At 74.6% G+C, this 16,592-nt stretch carries 13 protein-coding genes; 6 read left to right on the top strand and 7 right to left on the bottom strand.

What is annotated here, in order from left to right:
* Positions 1-67 precede the first annotated feature (67 nt).
* From ACFVHV_RS12090 to ACFVHV_RS12100, 3 genes are all read right to left on the bottom strand, one after another.
* Positions 68-784: a flavodoxin family protein gene (locus tag ACFVHV_RS12090; protein ID WP_380350932.1), complete on the bottom strand. Its 717-nt coding sequence runs from the start codon at positions 782-784 to the stop codon at positions 68-70.
* 169 nt (positions 785-953) lie between these two features.
* Positions 954-1,832, bottom strand: a complete 879-nt coding sequence (locus ACFVHV_RS12095) for a hypothetical protein (RefSeq protein WP_380350934.1) — start codon at positions 1,830-1,832, stop codon at positions 954-956.
* A gap of 258 nt (positions 1,833-2,090) precedes the next feature.
* Positions 2,091-2,876 (bottom strand): class I SAM-dependent methyltransferase, encoded by a 786-nt coding sequence (locus ACFVHV_RS12100; RefSeq protein ID WP_380350936.1) that lies wholly within the window; start codon positions 2,874-2,876, stop codon positions 2,091-2,093.
* Positions 2,877-3,073: 197 nt separating this feature from the next.
* On the opposite strand from ACFVHV_RS12100, the gene ACFVHV_RS12105 reads away from it, so the two are divergent.
* The 3 genes from ACFVHV_RS12105 (at position 3,074) to ACFVHV_RS12115 (ending at position 8,968) form a co-directional block, all read left to right on the top strand.
* Positions 3,074-4,861, top strand: coding sequence for an RNA ligase family protein (locus ACFVHV_RS12105; RefSeq protein ID WP_380350937.1), 1,788 nt, complete (start codon positions 3,074-3,076; stop codon positions 4,859-4,861).
* Positions 4,861-7,836, top strand: a complete 2,976-nt coding sequence (locus ACFVHV_RS12110) for an RNA repair domain-containing protein (protein ID WP_380350939.1) — start codon at positions 4,861-4,863, stop codon at positions 7,834-7,836. The genes ACFVHV_RS12105 and ACFVHV_RS12110 overlap by 1 nt, the downstream gene beginning before the upstream one ends.
* 241 nt (positions 7,837-8,077) lie before the next feature.
* Positions 8,078-8,968 (top strand): transglutaminase domain-containing protein, encoded by an 891-nt coding sequence (locus ACFVHV_RS12115; RefSeq protein WP_359897191.1) that lies wholly within the window; start codon positions 8,078-8,080, stop codon positions 8,966-8,968.
* A gap of 43 nt (positions 8,969-9,011) precedes the next feature.
* Here the strand turns inward: ACFVHV_RS12115 and ACFVHV_RS12120 are convergent, their stop codons facing one another.
* Positions 9,012-9,518 carry a winged helix-turn-helix domain-containing protein gene (locus ACFVHV_RS12120; RefSeq protein ID WP_359897190.1) on the bottom strand — a complete coding sequence of 169 codons (507 nt, stop codon included), beginning with the start codon at positions 9,516-9,518 and terminating at the stop codon, positions 9,012-9,014.
* 58 nt (positions 9,519-9,576) lie between these two features.
* Between ACFVHV_RS12120 and ACFVHV_RS12125 the strand changes: the two genes are divergently transcribed.
* The 3 genes from ACFVHV_RS12125 (at position 9,577) to ACFVHV_RS12135 (ending at position 12,602) form a co-directional block, all read left to right on the top strand.
* On the top strand, positions 9,577-10,488 hold the full coding sequence (locus ACFVHV_RS12125; protein ID WP_359897188.1) for a S41 family peptidase: 912 nt from the start codon (positions 9,577-9,579) through the stop codon (positions 10,486-10,488).
* 134 nt (positions 10,489-10,622) lie between these two features.
* Positions 10,623-11,216, top strand: a complete 594-nt coding sequence (locus ACFVHV_RS12130) for a helix-turn-helix domain-containing protein (protein WP_049652954.1) — start codon at positions 10,623-10,625, stop codon at positions 11,214-11,216.
* 84 nt (positions 11,217-11,300) lie between these two features.
* On the top strand, positions 11,301-12,602 hold the full coding sequence (locus ACFVHV_RS12135; protein WP_380350942.1) for an MFS transporter: 1,302 nt from the start codon (positions 11,301-11,303) through the stop codon (positions 12,600-12,602).
* Between the two features lie 49 nt (positions 12,603-12,651).
* Here ACFVHV_RS12135 and ACFVHV_RS12140 read toward each other — a convergent pair whose 3' ends face one another.
* From ACFVHV_RS12140 to ACFVHV_RS12150, 3 genes are all read right to left on the bottom strand, one after another.
* Complete coding sequence (locus ACFVHV_RS12140; protein ID WP_380350943.1) at positions 12,652-13,851, bottom strand: cytochrome P450; 1,200 nt, start codon at positions 13,849-13,851, stop codon at positions 12,652-12,654.
* Positions 13,852-13,946: 95 nt separating this feature from the next.
* Positions 13,947-14,924, bottom strand: a complete 978-nt coding sequence (locus ACFVHV_RS12145; RefSeq protein WP_380350945.1) for a pentalenene synthase — start codon at positions 14,922-14,924, stop codon at positions 13,947-13,949.
* A gap of 57 nt (positions 14,925-14,981) precedes the next feature.
* Positions 14,982-16,340, bottom strand: coding sequence for a cytochrome P450 (locus ACFVHV_RS12150; RefSeq protein WP_380350947.1), 1,359 nt, complete (start codon positions 16,338-16,340; stop codon positions 14,982-14,984).
* Positions 16,341-16,592 lie beyond the last annotated feature (252 nt).

Here is a 16,592-nt window from a genome sequence, read left to right on the forward strand (position 1 = left end):
GGAAGGCCCTCGATGACGAACATCCACTGCCGGCCGTGCCAGCCCCCTCACGCGGACGGCCGACGGCTCAGCGGTGCTCGGGGTTCTCGAAGTCGAAGCGGCAGCCGGCGTCCCACTCGGAGCGCTGGTTGCCGTGGGCGGGGATGCCGCCGGCGTCCTTGAGGATGCGGGCCAGGTGGAGCTGGTTCCAGGTCATGAAGGTGGTGTTGCGGTTGGTGAAGTCGTTCTCCGGGCCACCGGAGCCCTCGTCCAGGTAGGACGGGCCGGGGCCCGCCTCGCCGACCCAGCCGGCGTCGGCCTGGGGCGGGACGGTGTAGCCCAGGTGCTGGAGGCTGTAGAGGACGTTCATCGCGCAGTGCTTGGCGCCGTCCTCGTTGCCGGTGATCAGGCAGCCGCCGACCCGGCCGTAGTAGGCGTACTGGCCCTCGGAGTTGAGGATCGACGAGCAGGCGTAGAGCCGCTCGATCACCTTCTTCATGACGGAGGAGTTGTCGCCCAGCCAGACGGGCCCGGCCAGCGTGAGGATGTCGGCGGCCATCACCTGGGAGTAGATCACCGGCCACTCGTCGGTCTCCCAGCCGTGCTCGGTCATGTCCGGCCAGACGCCCGTGGCGATGTCGATGTCCACCGCCCGCAGGACGTCGACCGCGACGCCCTGGCGTTCCAGGATGCCGGTGCTGACGTCGATCAGGCCCTGGGTGTGGCTGCGTTCGGGGGAGCGCTTGAGGGTGCAGTTGATCACCAGGGCGCGCAGGTCGGTGTACGACGTCGGCGTGTCCGGCACGGGGTCCTCCCTCGGTCCGTCGGGGAGACCGGTCGGGTCGCGGACTCCCGGCACAGCTCACCAGCCCGACGGGGCGGACGCGCGCGCAGTTGGGCCGGTTGCCTGACGACACGCCGACCGGTGCGCCGGGCAGTCGCGGACGAAGCGGGCCTGGCACCCGTGTGCGGCGTCAGTGCCCGGGGTGGCGGCCGCCGTCCGGGAGGCAGAGGTGAACGGTGTGCCGAGGGTCGGTGGGGAACGAGTGGTCGAGCTTCCAGCCCTGTTCGGCCGCCACCCGCAGGACGGCTGCGGCGCCCGCGCCCCGGTAGTGCCGGGCCCGGACGGCGACCCGGCGCAGGACCCGGCCCGTCCCGTCGAAGCGGTAGTGGTTCCTGCTGCGTTCGCGCGCCAGCTCGGCCCGGAAACGTTTCCGCAGGTGTTTCCGCAGATGGCGCACGTAGGCGTTCGGGCTGCGGCGCAGCTCCAGGAGGCTCACCCTCGGCACGAGCACGAGGGTGAGCAGGGGAACCACCACCCGGCAGCGCATCGGGCCCCACGGTGTTCCGGGCTCGGGCGGTGGTCCGGACGGATCGGGCACACCGGTCGGCACGGGAGGTGGCAGGAGGCGGTAGAAGTGCAGTTGTCCCTGCACCGCCCTGCTCTTCGCCCAGTCCGTCGACCAGTCGTGCCGCCCGGCCAGCTCCTCGACCCGCAGCGGGGTCAGCCCACGGTAGTGGTGGCGTTCGAGACCCGTGACGGCCCGGCGCACGCCGCTTGGCGGCAGCTCGGCCGGTCTCCAGCCGCTGGTCCGCTCGGCGGCGGCGAAACGGTTCCGCAGGAGCTCGTCGGTGAACCGCTCCCACTCCTCGGGCCTGCCGTTCCACTCGACGCGCAGGCGGCGCCAGGAGATCCCGGCTGCCGACAGCCCCGCCAGGGTGTCGGCCAGGTCGGCGGCATCGGGACCGCCGCCGCCGCCGACGGAGCCTCCCCAGAACGCCAGGACCGTCCAGCCGATCACGAGCAGGAGTCCCAGCGGGAGGTAGAGGAACTGCAGGACGAACTGTGTCACCAGGCCGGCCCGTGACCGGCGCGGCGCCGCCTGCTGGGCGGGGGTCGTCCACGGTCGGACCGGAACGCCGGTCCGGGACGCGCCCGGTCCGTCCGAACCGCGCGGCATGGCTGAAGGCATCGGACACCGTCCCCCTCGGTCGCGTGCTGCCTGGATCGGCTCTGCCCGCTCCGTGGGGCGCCAACCTCTCTGTGACGCAATCGAGTTCTGGTCACGGCCAGGCGGCCCGCGCCCTCGGAGCGCCCTCGGAGGCTCGGCTCAGGACCGGGCGGCGCGGCGGATGATGAGCATGTCCTGGGTGTGGCCGATGGCGAAGCCCCCGGCGGGGAGGGCGAAGTGGTCCTGGACGTAGGCGGCCAGGGCCGTGCGGGAGGGGCGGGGGTCGAGGGTGGCCAGGTCGGCGACGTTGACCATGAACTCGGCGACGTCCACGGCCACGGTGAGGTCGGGCGCGCGGTAGTGGAGGTCGAGGGTTTCGAGGGCGTAGCCGTGCTCGGGGTGGAGCTCGCGCAGGCGGTCGGCGAGCGGGCGGAGGTCGTAGCGGGCACCGGTGAAGTGCGCGGCCATCCGCATGCAGGGGCTCTCCGGGTTCTGCAGCACGACCAGGAGGGTGCCGCCGGGGGCCGTCCAGTCCAGGGCGCGGTTGAGGGTACGGAGCCAGTCCGCCTCGGGCACGTAGTAGAGCACGTGGGAGAGGTGGACGAGGTCGGCCCGCTCGGGCGGGTCGGCCCGGTCGAGCGGATCCGGGAGGACCAGGGCGTCGGGGCAGGCCACGGAGAGCTTCTCGCGCATCGCGGCGCTGGGTTCCACCGCGATCGTGCGGTCGAAGGAGCGGCTCAGGTAGGCGGTGGTGCGGCCGTCGCCCGCGCCGAGGTCGAGCAGGACCCGGCGGTGCGGCAGGGTGGCCACGATCTCGCCCAGCCGGTCGTGGGTGATCGGCTTCTCGTCCGTTCCGGCGAGGAACAGTTCGAACGCCCGGCGGTAGTCGGCGCCCGTCACGTCCAGCACCCGGACCGGGTCCTCGTCCTTCGTCCTCGTCTCCACCGGTCAGCCTCCCCTGTTGACGTTGTGTCGGGTCGCGTCATTGGACCCCGGGGGCGCGGTCCGGTGGTGCAGGGACGTTCCTGCCCGCGTGTCGGCCAGGTCCTTCGGCACCCGGGGCCCGCCGTTTAATCGGTGGCCCGGGCTCGGCGGCGGCTCCTACAGTGTCGGCCGGATCAAGAACGCCCAGGGAGCAGGACATGCGTGTGCACTACCCCCGGACGCCGCATCTGCCCTGGTCACCGGGCGCCGCGGCGGACGACGTACGGACCGGGGACCTGTCCGCGCTGGCCGGCGCCGAGGTCGTCGTCACCGAGAAGCTCGACGGCGAGAACACCACGCTCTACCGCGACGGCCTGCACGCCCGCTCGCTGGACTCCGCCCACCACCCCTCCCGCGCCTGGGTGAAGGGCCTCCAGGGCCGGATCGCCCCGCGCATCCCGGAGGGCTGGCGGATCTGCGGCGAGAACCTGTTCGCCCGGCATTCGATCCCGTACACCGACCTGGAGAGCTGGTTCTACGGCTTCTCGGTCTGGACGGGCGGCGAACCCAACCGCCACGACGACGGCCACGACGACGGCGGGGACGACGGCCAGGACCACTGCCTGGACTGGGACGACACCGTCCGCCTCCTGCGCCGCCTCGGCGTCCCCACCCCACGGGTGCTGTGGCGCGGCTGCTACGACGAACGCGCCCTGCGCGCCCTGCGGTTGGACCTCGACCGGCAGGAGGGGTACGTGGTGCGGACGGTCCGGGGCTTCTCCCGGGCCGAGTTCGGCGAGCGGGTCGCCAAGTGGGTCCGCCCGCGGCACGTGCGCACCGACACCCACTGGATGCACGCCGCCGTGGTGGAGAACGGGCTCGGCCCGGGTGCCGCGCTCTGGGCCGTGCGCTCCGGCGCGCTGCCCGAACCGACCGCCCTCGCGGCCGCCCTGGACCTTCCCGAACTCACCTGCCCGCCCGAGGAGTTGGCCGATGTTTCGGCCCGACTGGACGAACTGGGCCGGGGCGGGGACGCCCGGCTGGCCGGTGTTCTCGCCACCGCGCTGCGCACCGCCCGCCGGCAGTCGCTGGCGCCGCGGCTCGCCGGGCCGCTCGGCCTGCCGCTGGCCCGGCGGGTCGCCGACCTGGTCGGGCTGCACCCGGCCCTCCACCAGCCGTACCCGGACGGGGAGCGCCGCGCCGGGCTGGTCCGGCTCTCGGCCGCCGCCGACCTCGGGGTGCTGCACGCCGTCGCCGCGACCGCCGCCCCCGGACGGGCGGAGCGCGAGCAGGTCGCCTGGTCCGCGCTGCACGCCGAGGACGCCGGGCTGCTCGACGGGGCGCCGCTCGCCCGGTTGCGGGCCGGGCTGCGCGAGGCGCTGGCCGGTCTGGACCGCGACGCCGCCGACCGCTGCTGGGCCCAGGCCCGCGAGGCGTACGCCCTCGGCCGGATCGCCACCGCCGAGGAGGCCGTGGCGGCCACCTGGCGCTGGCGCGACGGCCGCTTCCCCCGGCTGGTCCACCTGTGCGGCCCCTCCGGCAGCGGCAAGAGCAGCTTCGCCGCCGGGCTCACCGGCGTGACCGCCCGGATCTCGCTGGACGACCTGCGCGCCGCCCGGGGCTCGCGCGCCGACCAGCGCGACAACGCCGAGGTGCTGCGCGAGGGGCTGGCCCGGCTGGACGCCGCCCTGTGCGCCCCGGGCGACGGCGAGGCGGCCACCGCGGTCTGGGACGCCACCTCGCTCAACCGCCAGCAGCGCTCCCACGTCCACGCCGTCGCCCAGCGCCGCGACGCCCTGATCACCCAGGTGGTCCTGGCGGTCGGCGAGGACGAGCTGGTGCGCCGCAACGCCGTCCGCCCGCACCCGGTGCCCGAAGCGGTGCTCACCGCGCAGCTGCACCGCTTCGGACCGCCCTACCCCGGCCAGGCGCACCGCACCTGGTACGTGGGCCCCGGTGGCATCGTGGAGGACACGGCGGGCACCCTCGACGAGGAGGAGGAGTGATGCGCCCCATCGAACAGGTCTGCCAGCGCATCCGCTGGGACGCCCGCTTCGACCCGGCCCGGTTCACGCTGGGCGTGCGCCAGCGCGACAACCGCACGAAGCGCGTCCCACTGGAGGCCTTCGCCGCCTCGGGCGAGATCCCCTGGCACCGGGTGCACTGGGTCGAGGCCGACGGCGTACGGGTCTGGGACCGCGCCTCGGGCGTGGACCTGCTCGACTCCACCGAGGCCGGGCACCGCACCGACCCGCCCCTGCTGCCCTCGCCCTTCTTCACCGCGACCGTCCCGCACGCCTGGCATCCGGGCGGCGGCTGGCGGCCCACCGAGGCCGGCCCGGGCACCCGGGTGGCCACCGGCGTCCCGGCGGCCACGGACGTCCCGGCGGCCACCGGCCTGCGCGTGGTCACCTGGAACACCCTGTGGGACCGCTACGACGCCGACCGGATCGCCACCGCCCGCCGCCGCCCCCTGCTGCTCGCCGCCCTGGAGGCCGCCGACGCCGACGTCATCGCCCTCCAGGAGGTCGAGCCCGCCCTGGTCGCCCTGCTGCTGGCCGCCCCCTGGATCCGCGCCGGGTACACCCTGGGCGCCGACCCGCTCGGGCCCGACGTCGACGACCACGGCCTGCTGCTGCTCAGCCGGCTGCCGGTGGCCACGGCCGGGCTGCACGCGCTGGGCCCGCACAAGGCCGTCGCCGCCCTCTCGGTACGGACCGGCGGCACGCCGCTGACCATCGCCGCCGTCCACCTCAGCAGCGACCACTCGCCGGACGGCGCCGCCCGCCGCCAGGCCGAACTCTCCCGACTGGCCGAGGGATTGGCCGGCGTCGAGGGCGAACTGCTGCTGCTCGGGGACTTCAACGACGGCCGCTCCGGCCCGGCCGGCCCCGCCGCCGCGCTCGGCCTGCTGGACGCCTGGACCCAGGTGCACGGACCGGCCGACGACACCCCCACCTTCGACCCGACGGCCAACCCGCTCGCCGCGGTCTCCTCGCTGACCGGCCGCCCGGGCCGCCTGGACCGCGTCCTGCACCGCGCCGACGGCACCCGCGCCACCGCGGCCGTCCTGCTCGGCGACCGTCCGGCCGGGGACGGGCTCCTCCCCTCCGACCACTACGGCGTGGCCGTGGACCTCGCGCTCGACGGCGAGGACCCGGACGACGGCCCGCCGGACGTCCTCGACGCCGCACCCACCGCCCGCACCGCCGTCGCCTGGCTGCCGCCCGAGGAGCTGTGGCCGCCGATCCAGCGCCTGCGCGAGGCCTACGACCCGCAGCTGCGCCGCTGGCCCCCGCACGTCAACCTGCTGTTCGGCTTCGTCCCGGAGTCCGAGTTCGACCGCGCCCTGCCGCTGCTCGGTGCGGCCGCCGCCGAGACGGCACCGTTCACCGCGCGACTGGAGGGCGTGCACGCCTTCGGGCACCGCGAGGACGCCACCGTCTGGCTGGACCCGGCCGCCGGCTCCCCCGCGCCCTGGGCGGCACTGCGGCACGCGCTGGAGCGGCGCTTCCCGCGGTGCCGCGGCCGGGCGGAGGGCTTCACCCCGCACCTGACCCTCGGGCGCAGCGACGACCCCCAGCCGGTGGCCGCCGACTGCGCGGCCCGGCTCCCCGGGGCCTCCGCCCGGGTCGGCGAGCTGGTGGTGCTCTCCCGCCGGGGCGCCGAGCCGATGCGGCCGCGCGCGGTGGTCTCGCTGGGGACGGGCGAGGTGCGGCCGGTGCCCGAGCAGCCGATCGCCTCGCCGTCCCCGGAGCCGCCTCAACGCACCTCCACCGCCCGGGCGTTGGCCCGGCGCATCGCGGCGGCCCTGCCCGAGGGCGTGGTGCACACCGTCGGCTCCCGGCGGCTCGGCTGCCAGCTGGACGGGGCCGACCTGGACCTGGTGGCGGCGCTGCCCGGCCCCGCCGATCTGCCCGCCGTCCGCGCCCGGGTGGCGGCCGCGCTGCCGGGGACCCGCGGGCTGCGCGAGGTGCGCGGCGCCCGGGTGCCGGGGCTGCGGCTGACCGCCGACGGCCTGGCGGTGGACCTCGTGGTGGTCTTCACCGGCGATCTCGACCCGGCCCGGGCCGTCGAGCGCCGTGCGGAGCTGGGCGAGGCCGAGGCCGTCGCGCTGAGCGCGGTCACGGACGCCGAGGCGATCCTGACGGCGCTCGGCGACCGGCACGGCCGCTTCGTCCGGCTGGCCCGCCAGGTCAAGGCCTGGGCCCGGGCGCGCGGCCTGGACTCCGCGCCGTTCGGCCAACTCCCCTCGCTCGCCTGGTCGGTGCTGGCCGCCCGGACGGTCCTGGAGGCCACCGGCAGTCCCGAGGAGGAGCTCTTCCGGCGCTTCACCGGGACCTGGGCGGGCTGGGACTGGCGCCAGCCCGTCGCCCTCACCGGCGACCCGCTGCCGGCCTCCCCGGGCCCGCTCACCGTCCTCACCCCCTCCGCCCCGGTCCGCAGCTGCACCACCCAGGTCGGCGCCGACACCCGCGATCTGCTCACCGAGGAGCTCTACCGCGCCTGGGAACTGGCCACCGAGGCCGCCGAGGCCGCCGAGACCGGGGAAGCCGCCGAGACCGGGGAAGCCGCCGAGGCAGGGGAAGCCATCGACGCCGAGGAAGCCGCCGATCAGACCGGGGCGGCCGCCGGAAACCCGTGGCCCGCCCTGCTCGCCGCTCCCCCGCTGCACCGCCGGCACGCCGCCTGGGCCGTGATCGGCACCGACGAGGGGTCACTCGGCCTCGTCCGGGGCCGCATCCGCGCCCTGCTGGCCGCCCTGGAGGACGCGGGGGCCACCCGGCTGCACGCCTGGCCCCACCCGTACCGGACGGCCGACGGCCGCGCCCACCTCCCGATCGGCCTCGGCCCCGCGCCGCTCTCCGCCGCCCGGCTCGCCCCGCTCGCCAGGGCGTGGTCCCGCACCCTGCCCGGCGTCCGGGTCGAGTACCTCGACGGCGGCGCCGTCCCCACTCCGGTCCGCCAACCGCCCGCCTGACCCGCCCGACCCGCCTGACCTGCCAACCGCCCGCCCGACTGAACCGCCCGACCCGCCGAAGCGTCCCGATCGACCCGACCACGCCCTCCCACCGGACGACCCCCACCCGCGGAACGACTCCGATCTGCCGAACCACCCCTGCCCATCGGGCTCTTCTGGACAATCGCCCCCGAAATTTGCCACGGTGAGCACCAGCGGCCCAGCCATCGATCATGCGGCCGAAGCCCCATGGGAGCTCCCCGTGCCCTCCGCCGACTTCCCCGCGTTCTACCTCGGACAGAGCGTCTTCTCCGACCCCGGCGCCCACCTCCCCCGCTACGCCGATCTCCCCAAGGACCCCCGCCGACTCGCCCGGATCGCCCGGAACCTGATCATCCATCGCCTCGAAGGCTGGCTGTTCCACCACCCCATCCCGGCGAACCGGCTCCACCACGACGCCGAGACCCGCTACCTCGACGACATCCTGCACCTGATCACCGACCGCGACCCGGCCCCGCTCAGCCATCCCCGGGCGCCCGCCGACCGCTTCGTCGGCGTCTGCCGGGACCTGGCGCTGCTGCACTGCTCCTTCCTGCGCCACGTCGGCATCCCGGCCCGGTTGCGCTGCGGTTTCGCCGGCTACCTCGGCCCGGACGGCTTCCACTGCGACCACGTGGCCACCGAGTACTGGGACGACCGGCGGGGCTGGCTGCTCGCCGACCCGCAGCTGGCCGACCCGAAGGTCGCCGCCGCCTGGCGGGTGGACTTCGACCCGATGGACGTCCCGCGCGACCGCTTCCTGGTCGCCGGCCGGGCCTGGCGCACGATCCGCTCCGACCGGGCGGCCGCCGGTTCCTTCGGCGTCCACCCGCCCGAGGAGGGCCCGCTCAACGGCGCGTGGTTCGTCGCCCACTCCACCCGGCTCGACCTCGCGGCCCTGAACAAGGTCGAGACGCTGCTCTGGGACACCTGGGGCACCGACTCCACCAACACGCCCCACGCCCCGTACGACGAGGTGGCCCATCTGACCGTCGGTCCGGTCGACGTCCACGCCGTCCGCCGCCTCTTCGCCGAGCACGACGCCCTGCGCACCCCGAAGACGGTCCTGTCCCTGGCCCCGTTCAACGGCCCCCGCGAGGTCACCCTGCGCTGACCGCCCCCGGCCCCCTCGACCCTCCTGGCGGAGCAGGCCGCCCCTACGCCCCGACCTGCTGGTAGAGCGTCACCAGGAGGCCGTACACCGGCTCGCCCTCCGCGTCCTCCTCCGTCTCGTCGACCAGTCCGGCCAGCGCCTCGACGAGCCGCGCCGCCTTGGCCGGGCTGAGCCGGAGGTGGCGCAGTGCCAGGAGGTGGTCGACGGGCGAGCGGTCCAACTCCTGGGCGACGGCGCCGAACAGCGCGGCCGTACCCTCTGCCTGCGGTTCGGCGACGAAGAAGCGATCGGCGGTCCGCCGGTAGTACTTCTCGGTGCCGCCGCGCACCCGTCGCGTTCCCGCGTCCTGGACCAGCCCCGCCTCGCCCAGCACCCTGAGGTGGTGCGAGACGCTGCCCTTGTTCACCCCGAGCTGCGCGGCGAGCCGGCTGATCGTCGACGGACGGCTGCTCAGGGCGAAGAGCAGGCGTTGGCGCAGGGGGTGGGCGAGCGCGGCGTGCTGCAGCGGCGCACTGATCCGCTGGACGGTCTCGTCCGGTCGGTGACTCACCTGATCAAGCGTTAAGTACGTTTGACGCTTTGGCAAGTCGCTGGTCTACTGCCTCTCCATGACCTCCACCACATCGCCGTCCGCCCTGGACACCTTCACCGTCGTCGAGTCGATAGCCGACCTGGTCTGCGAGAACTACGTCTTCCCCGACGTCGCCCGGCAACTGGCGGACCTGCTGAGGCGAAGGAGCGCCGAGGGCGCCTACCGGACCGAATCCGCCCAGGAGTTGTCCGAAGCGGTCACCGCGGACCTGCGGTCCGTCAACGGCGACCTGCACCTGGGCCTCAAGTACCACGCCGTGCCGGTGCCGCCGGAGCCGGGTGCGGCGGTACTCGCCATGGTGCGCAGGGAGTTCGACACCTTCCTGAACGGCGTTCCCCGCGTGGAACTCCTCGACCACGGCGTCGCGGTCCTGGAGATCGGACCCAAGCTGTTCCCGCTGGACTGGGCGGCACCGCCGCTGACCGCGGCGCTCTCCCTGGTGGCCCCCGCCCGCGCCCTCATCCTGGACCTGCGCCGCAACACCGGTGGCGACCCGAACACGGTCGCCTTCGTCTGCGCCTACCTGCTCGACGGCCGCACCCACCTGAACACCATGTTCTCGCGGAAGGACGAGGTGGGCGCACAGTCCTGGACGCCCCCCTTCGTCCCCGGCACCCGCTTCGGCGGCAGCAAGCCGATCTACGTACTGACGAGCGCGGACACCTTCTCCGGGGGCGAGGAGCTCGCCTACGACCTGCAGCAGCTCGGGCGCGCCGAGGTCGTCGGGGAGGTCACCCGCGGCGGCGCCCACCCGCGCGAGGGCTGGACGGTGCACCCGCACCTGGAGCTGAGCGTGCCCTTCGCCCGCGCGGTCAACCCGGTCTCGGGCACCAACTGGGAGGGCATCGGCGTCCAGCCCGACGTCCCCTGCGACGCCGAGGCGGCGCTCGACCGCGCCCTCTCCCTGGCCGCGGCGCGCCTGGCGTAGCCCTGGGCCAGTCGGTAGCCACGCAGCGAGTCCTGTGGCCGGCAAGCGTGTCCGGCCGCAGGCGTCCTGACGATCCGACATGAAGATCTGAAATTTTTATTGCGCAATTTTTCCTTCAGATCTATCGTCGACGCATGCCCGAGAAGCCCCGGCCCGACCGGATCACCGACCTGTCCCGCCTGAAGGCGTTCACCAACCCGCTGCGGATGCAGCTCTACCGCCTGCTCTTCGCCGCCGGGAGCGCGACCGCCTCGCAGCTCGCCGAGCAGGTCGACCAGGCTCCGTCGCTGGTCAGCTACCACCTGCGCAAGCTCGCCGAGCAGGGCTTCGTCACCGCGGCGAGCGGCCGGAGCAGCGACGGGCGGGAGCGGTGGTGGCAGGTCGCCTCCGAGGAGGGCTGGGGCTTCCGCGCGTCCGACCTCGCCGGCACGCCCGAGGGCGCGGCAGCCGTCAGCACCGTGACCAGGGGCCTGGTCGACTCCCGGGTCGCCCAGTACCGCGCCTACCTCGACCAGACCGCCGCCTGGGGCGGGGAGTGGACCGACGCGGCTTTCAGCTCCGAGTGGCTGCTCGACCTCAAGCCCGCCGAACTCGCTGAGCTGGGCGAGGAGTTGCAAGCCCTCGCCCGACGCTGGCGGGAGCGCGGCAACGCCGCCAAGGCCGCCGGGGACACCGCGGGCCGCGAGCACGTGTCCGTCCACCTGTACGGGTTCCCCTTCCGCCCCTGACGCCGGCACAGGCCGGCCCCGAGCACCGGCGCAGGCCGGTCCCCGGCCGCCGGCGCCGCCGTGTCCCGACCTCCGGAGTCCCCCATGGTCCTCACGGAACCGCCCCTCTCCCGCCGGGCCGCCGCGCCGCCCGCCCACCGCGACGGCAACGTGCTGCGCTGGCTCACCGCCTACACCGCCTCGCTGATCGGCGACAGCGTCTACTTCGCCGCCCTCGGCTGGTCCGCCCAGCGGTCCGCCGGCCCCACCGAGGTCGGCCTGGTCATGGCCGCCGGCGCCGCCCCGCGCGCCTTGCTCATGCTCGGCGGCGGCGTCCTGGCCGACCGGCTCGACCCGCGCCGGGTGGTGCTGGGCAGCGACGCCGTGCGCTGTCTGCTCATCCTCTCGGTGGCCGCCGCCATCGCGCTGACCACGCCCGCGCTCTGGCTGCTGGTCGCGGTGGCGCTCGTCTTCGGCGCCGTGGACGCCCTGTTCGTCCCCGCCGTCGGCGCCCTCCCGCCCCGGATCACCAGCCCCGACCAGCTGGCCCGGGTCACCGGCCTGCGCTCACTTGCGGTGCGCCTCGGCCAGATCGCCGGACCGCCGCTCGGCGGCCTGGCCATGGGCCTGGGCGGACCGGCCGCCGCCTTCGCCGTCGCCGGGCTGCTCTTCGCGCTCTCCCTGCCGCTCCTGCTCTCCGTGCGGATCAGTCCGCTCGAAGCCCCTCCGGGTGACGCCCCGTCCGGCGCCGGCGCCCTGCCCCGGCCCGGCACCGCGCGCGCCGAACTCCTCGACGGACTGCGCTACATCCGCCGCCACCCGCTGATCGGACCGCTGGTCGCCGTCGGGGCCGTCTGCGAACTCGGCCTCACCGGCACCCTCAACGTCGGCCTGGTCCTCCTCAACGCCGAGCGCGGCTGGGGTCCGTCCGGCTACGGCTGGATCGTCGGCTGCTTCGGCGCCGGGGCCGCCGCGAGTGCCGCGCTGCTCGCCGTCGTCGGGCGGATTCCCCGGGCCGGTCTGACCATGGCCGTCACCCTGCTGGCGGGCAGCACCGGCGCGGCGGCCATGGCGCTGGTGCCGCAGCTGTGGACCGCCGCCGTCCTGGCCACCCTGACCGGCCTGGGCGCGGGCGTCTTCGGCAGCCTGAACGGCACCCTGATCCAGACCACCGCCGACCCCGCCTACCTGGGCCGGATCACCTCCGCCGTGATGCTCACCCTGGTCGGCCTCGCCCCGCTCAGCTACCCGGTGGTCGGCGCCGCCATCGGCGCCTGGGGCACCGCCCCGGTCTTCGTCGGCTGCGGGGCCCTCTCCTGCCTCGGCGCCGCCCTCGCCCTCGCCTCCCCCGCCGTCCGCCGCGCGGAACTCCCCCGCACCGAACTCCCCCGCGCGGCCTCCCGCTGAGCCCCCAGCACCGGGCGCGGACGCCGGCCCGGCAGACCCGGCAGGCCGGTCACCAGGTGACCGGGAGCGCCTCGACGCCGTAGACCGTCGACCCCTCGCGGAAGCGGAGCTCGGCCTCGGGAACGGCGAGCCGCAGGGTCGGGAAGCGCCGCAGCAGGGCCGGCAGGGCCACCTTCAGTTCCAGCCGGGCCAGTTGCTGGCCGAGGCACTGGTGGGCGCCGAAGCCGAAGGACAGCTGGGCGACCGGACGGCGGCGCAGGTCGAGGTCGTCCGGTCGCTCGGGGACGAGTTCGGGGTCGCGGTTCGCGGTCAGCGGGGAGAGCAGGACGTGCTCGCCCTCGGCGATCCGGTGGCCGTTGACCTCGACGCCGGCCACGGCGGTGCGCAGGAGCGGTGCGGGGATGGCGAGATGGCGCAGCAGTTCCTCCACCGCCGGGCCGGTCGCCCCGGGGTCGTCACGGAGGACGGCGAGCTGCTCCGGGTGGCGGAGCAGCGCCAGCACGCTCAGGGCGAGCTGGGTCGCGGTGGTCTCGTGTCCGCCGACCAGGAGGGTGGTGCCGAAGCCGATGAGCTCCTCGTCGGTGAGCTCCGCGCCGTGCTGCCGCACCACCGCGCCCAGCACGCCGTCCCCGGGGGTGGCCCGGTTGCGGGCCACGATGTCCGCCATGGCCGCGTTCAACTCGGCAGAGGCGGCGATCAGTTGACCGGCGTCGGCGGTTCCGTCCATGATCACCCGGGAGCAGCGCTGGAACATCGCCCTGGTCCCGTACGGGACGTCGAGCAGTTCGCAGATCGCCAGCGAGGGGATGGGCAGGGCGAAGGCCTCGACCAGGTCGACGACCGGGCCCTGCTCCGCCATCGCGTCGAGGTGCTCGGAGACGATCGTCTCTATCGCGGGCCGCAGCCGCTCGACCCGGTGGACGGTGAAGCTGCCGGTGAGCATCCGGCGCAGACGGCTGTGCTCCTCGCCGCTGTAGGCGGGCAGGAAGCCCGGGTGGTTGAACAGGGTGCGCGGCAGCGACGGGTCGATGCCGTTGCCGGTCACCAGGCGCTCGTCCGCGAAGGCGGCCCGGACGTCGCCGTACCCGGTGATGACGACGGCGTCGATCTCGCCGCGCACCGGGTGGGTCACGCGCAGCCGCGGCAGGCCGTCCGCCTCGCGCATCCGGCGGAGGTCCGGCGACGGGTCGAACGGGCAGGTCCGGTCCCGTTCGGAGGCGACGAAGGACGCCGAGCGGTGGTCGGGCATGGTGCGGGCTCCTCAGCTGGATCGGTCCGGGGGCGCGGTCGTACGACGGGAGGCGGGAAGCGGGAGGCGGGAGGCGGGAGGCGGGAGGCGGCGGCCTACCCGTGGTACCGGGTGGAGGCGTGGTGCCAGTCGTACGCGCCGCGGATGGTGGTCTGCAGCGCCTCGGTGCAGTAGCGCTGCAGCAGGTCGCGTTCGGCCGGGTCGAGGTGGCCCGTCGCCGTGCTGCCGAGCAGGGCCCGGTGGGCGCCGGTGAACAGCTCCAGGGCTTCGGCGCGGCGGCGCAGCGCCCGGTCGACCGCCTGCGGCCGGGAGAGCCCGTGGTCCCGTTCCAGGCAGAGCACCAGGTTGTTCTGCTCCCCCAGGGCCGCGTCCTTCTCCAGGGAGACGATGTCGTTGTCGCAGATGATGAAGGTCTTCGTCATCTCGCGCATGACGGACAGGTGCGGCAGCGCGTACAGGTGGTCGGGCAGGACGCAGGAGGACAGCCGCTCGGCGAGGTCGATGACCGGTGCCACCCCGATGGTGTGGCGCCGGACCCGCAGGTAGGTGCTCAGCGGCATGGGCGCACCGGACTGCCGGCTGCGCGCCTCGTCGACGTGGTGGTCGAGGTAGGAGGACCAGTGGGCCGCCGAGCGCCGGATCCAGTCCTCGGGCATGCCGTGGCAGCTGCGTCGTCGCATGTCGGCGAAGGCGGCGGCCGGCGGCAGCGGGGAGGCCTGGCCGGTGACGCCCTCCTGGACGAGTCCGACGAGGTGGCGGACCCGCTCGGGCGAGCCGCCCCACTGTTCGTCGAGCGCGTCGTCGAACAGGAAGTACCAGCTCTGCTGGTCGACGCCGATGTCCAGTTCGCTCCCGGTCGCGTTCGGATAGAACATGGCCGCGATCAGCGGGAACTGGCCCTTGAGGTGGTGGGCCCGCTCCGCTTCCGTGGACAGGAAGCCGAAGGAGCGCGGCCAGGCGAGGTGGCGGTCGTGGGCGGCCCGGAAGTCCGGGCTGATCCGGCGGGGGAAGGGGAGCTGGTCGAGGGCCGGGGCCTCCGGGTCCGGGGAGAGGATCTCTGCCGTGGTTGTCATGGTGTGGCGCACCTCCGGGGACGGGGCCGGGTCACGGCCGTACGGGACGGGGCCGGTTCAGTCGGCCGGCCAGGGTGAGACGCGCATGGGCAGCGCGTTGGGCCGGATCAGGGCGTGGACCACCGGCCGGACCCGGTGCCCCTCGACCGGGCGCGGCCGCCACCGGGAGACGATCGAGCGCAGGACGACCAGCATCTCGGTCATCGCGAAGTGGTCCCCGATGCACTTCCGGTTGCCGAGGGCGAAGGGGACGTAGGCGCCCGGTGGCAGGTCCTTCTCGGGGCGGTCGAGCCACCGGTCCGGGTGGAACCGCAGCGGGTCCGGGTAGTGGGCCGGGTCCCGGTGCATCGTCAGCGCGCTGTAGATCAGCTCGGCCCCCTGCGGGAGGTCGACCCCGCGGACCCGGACCGGTTCCAGGGCACGCCGCATCAGCAGCCAGCTGGGCTGGTGCAGCCGGAGCACCTCGCGGAGGAACCGCTCGGTGAACGGGAGCGTCGCGGCGCCGGGCAGGGCGCCGGCGGGCAGGGCGTCACACTCGGCCCTGATCCGCTCGGTGAGCTCCGGGCGCCGTCCGATCTCGTGGAGCGCCCAGGCCAGGGTGGTGGACGTGGTCTCGGCGCCGGCCATGAGCAGGGACAGCAGCTCGTCGCGGGCCTCCACGTCGGTCATTCCCTGCGGGTTGCCCGGGGTTCCGGCGAACATGATCGAGAGCAGGTCGCCGCCGGCGGCCGGGTCCTGGCGGGCCTGCCGGACGGCGGTGTCCGCGAGTTCGCGCAGTGCCGCCGCCGCGGCCAGGTACCTGCGGTGCCCCAGCAGGCGTGAGGACGCGATCGGAGCGGGCAGGACGGTGCCCACGAAGACCCCGCGCATCACCGTGGTCAACTGCTCGGCGACGCGTTCCCCGAGCTCGGCCACGGCCGCGGCGCCGTCCGGGCGTTCGGTGCTGAACAGGGTCGACACGAGCATGACCGTCATCATCCGGCGCAGCACCAGGTCCATGGCGATCACCTGGCCCGGGCGCCAGGACGACACCTGCTCCTCGGCGATGTCGGTCATCGTGCCGACGCTCGCGGCGATGCTGTCCCGGTGGAAGGCCGGCTGGAGCGCGCGCCGTTGGCGGAGGTGGAAATCCCGATCGGAGGTGATGATGCCGTTCCCGATGAATGGCCGCGCGACGTCGAACAGCAGTCCTTTGCCGAACTTCCTGCTCTGCTTCAGGAGAACGTCGTGGACGGCCTCCGGTGAGTTCAGGACGAACACCGGACGATTCCCGAGGAATATCCTGACGATGTCACCCCGGGCCCTGACCGACTGCAGGAACTCCACCCGCTGGACGGCCAGCTGCGGCAGGTGGCCGAGCAGTGGGAAGCGCCCCGGCGCCACGGGGGCCGCCACGGGAGCGGTGGTGGAACGCACAGCCCCGCACCTCCCTGAAGTCTCGGATCGAAAATCCGCCCGACATTGGAACGTTCACTCGCTCGCGGTGCACGGTGATCATCGTCCGCCGGATCGGGAGAGGTCAAGGGACCGGCCGAAAATGCACTGCCGGAGTGATTTTGAGCCGAACCGCGCGAATTCCCCCACCTCCCCGTGTGTTTCAGGCCACCCGTCCCGGATTGGACCGGGACGCCGTCCGCACCCCGCCGTTAGCCTCGGGCGCACCGCCCA

It is taken from the genome of Kitasatospora sp. NPDC127116, from assembly GCF_042677365.1.
GTDB classification, from domain to species: Bacteria; Actinomycetota; Actinomycetes; order Streptomycetales; family Streptomycetaceae; genus Kitasatospora; species Kitasatospora lactacystinica.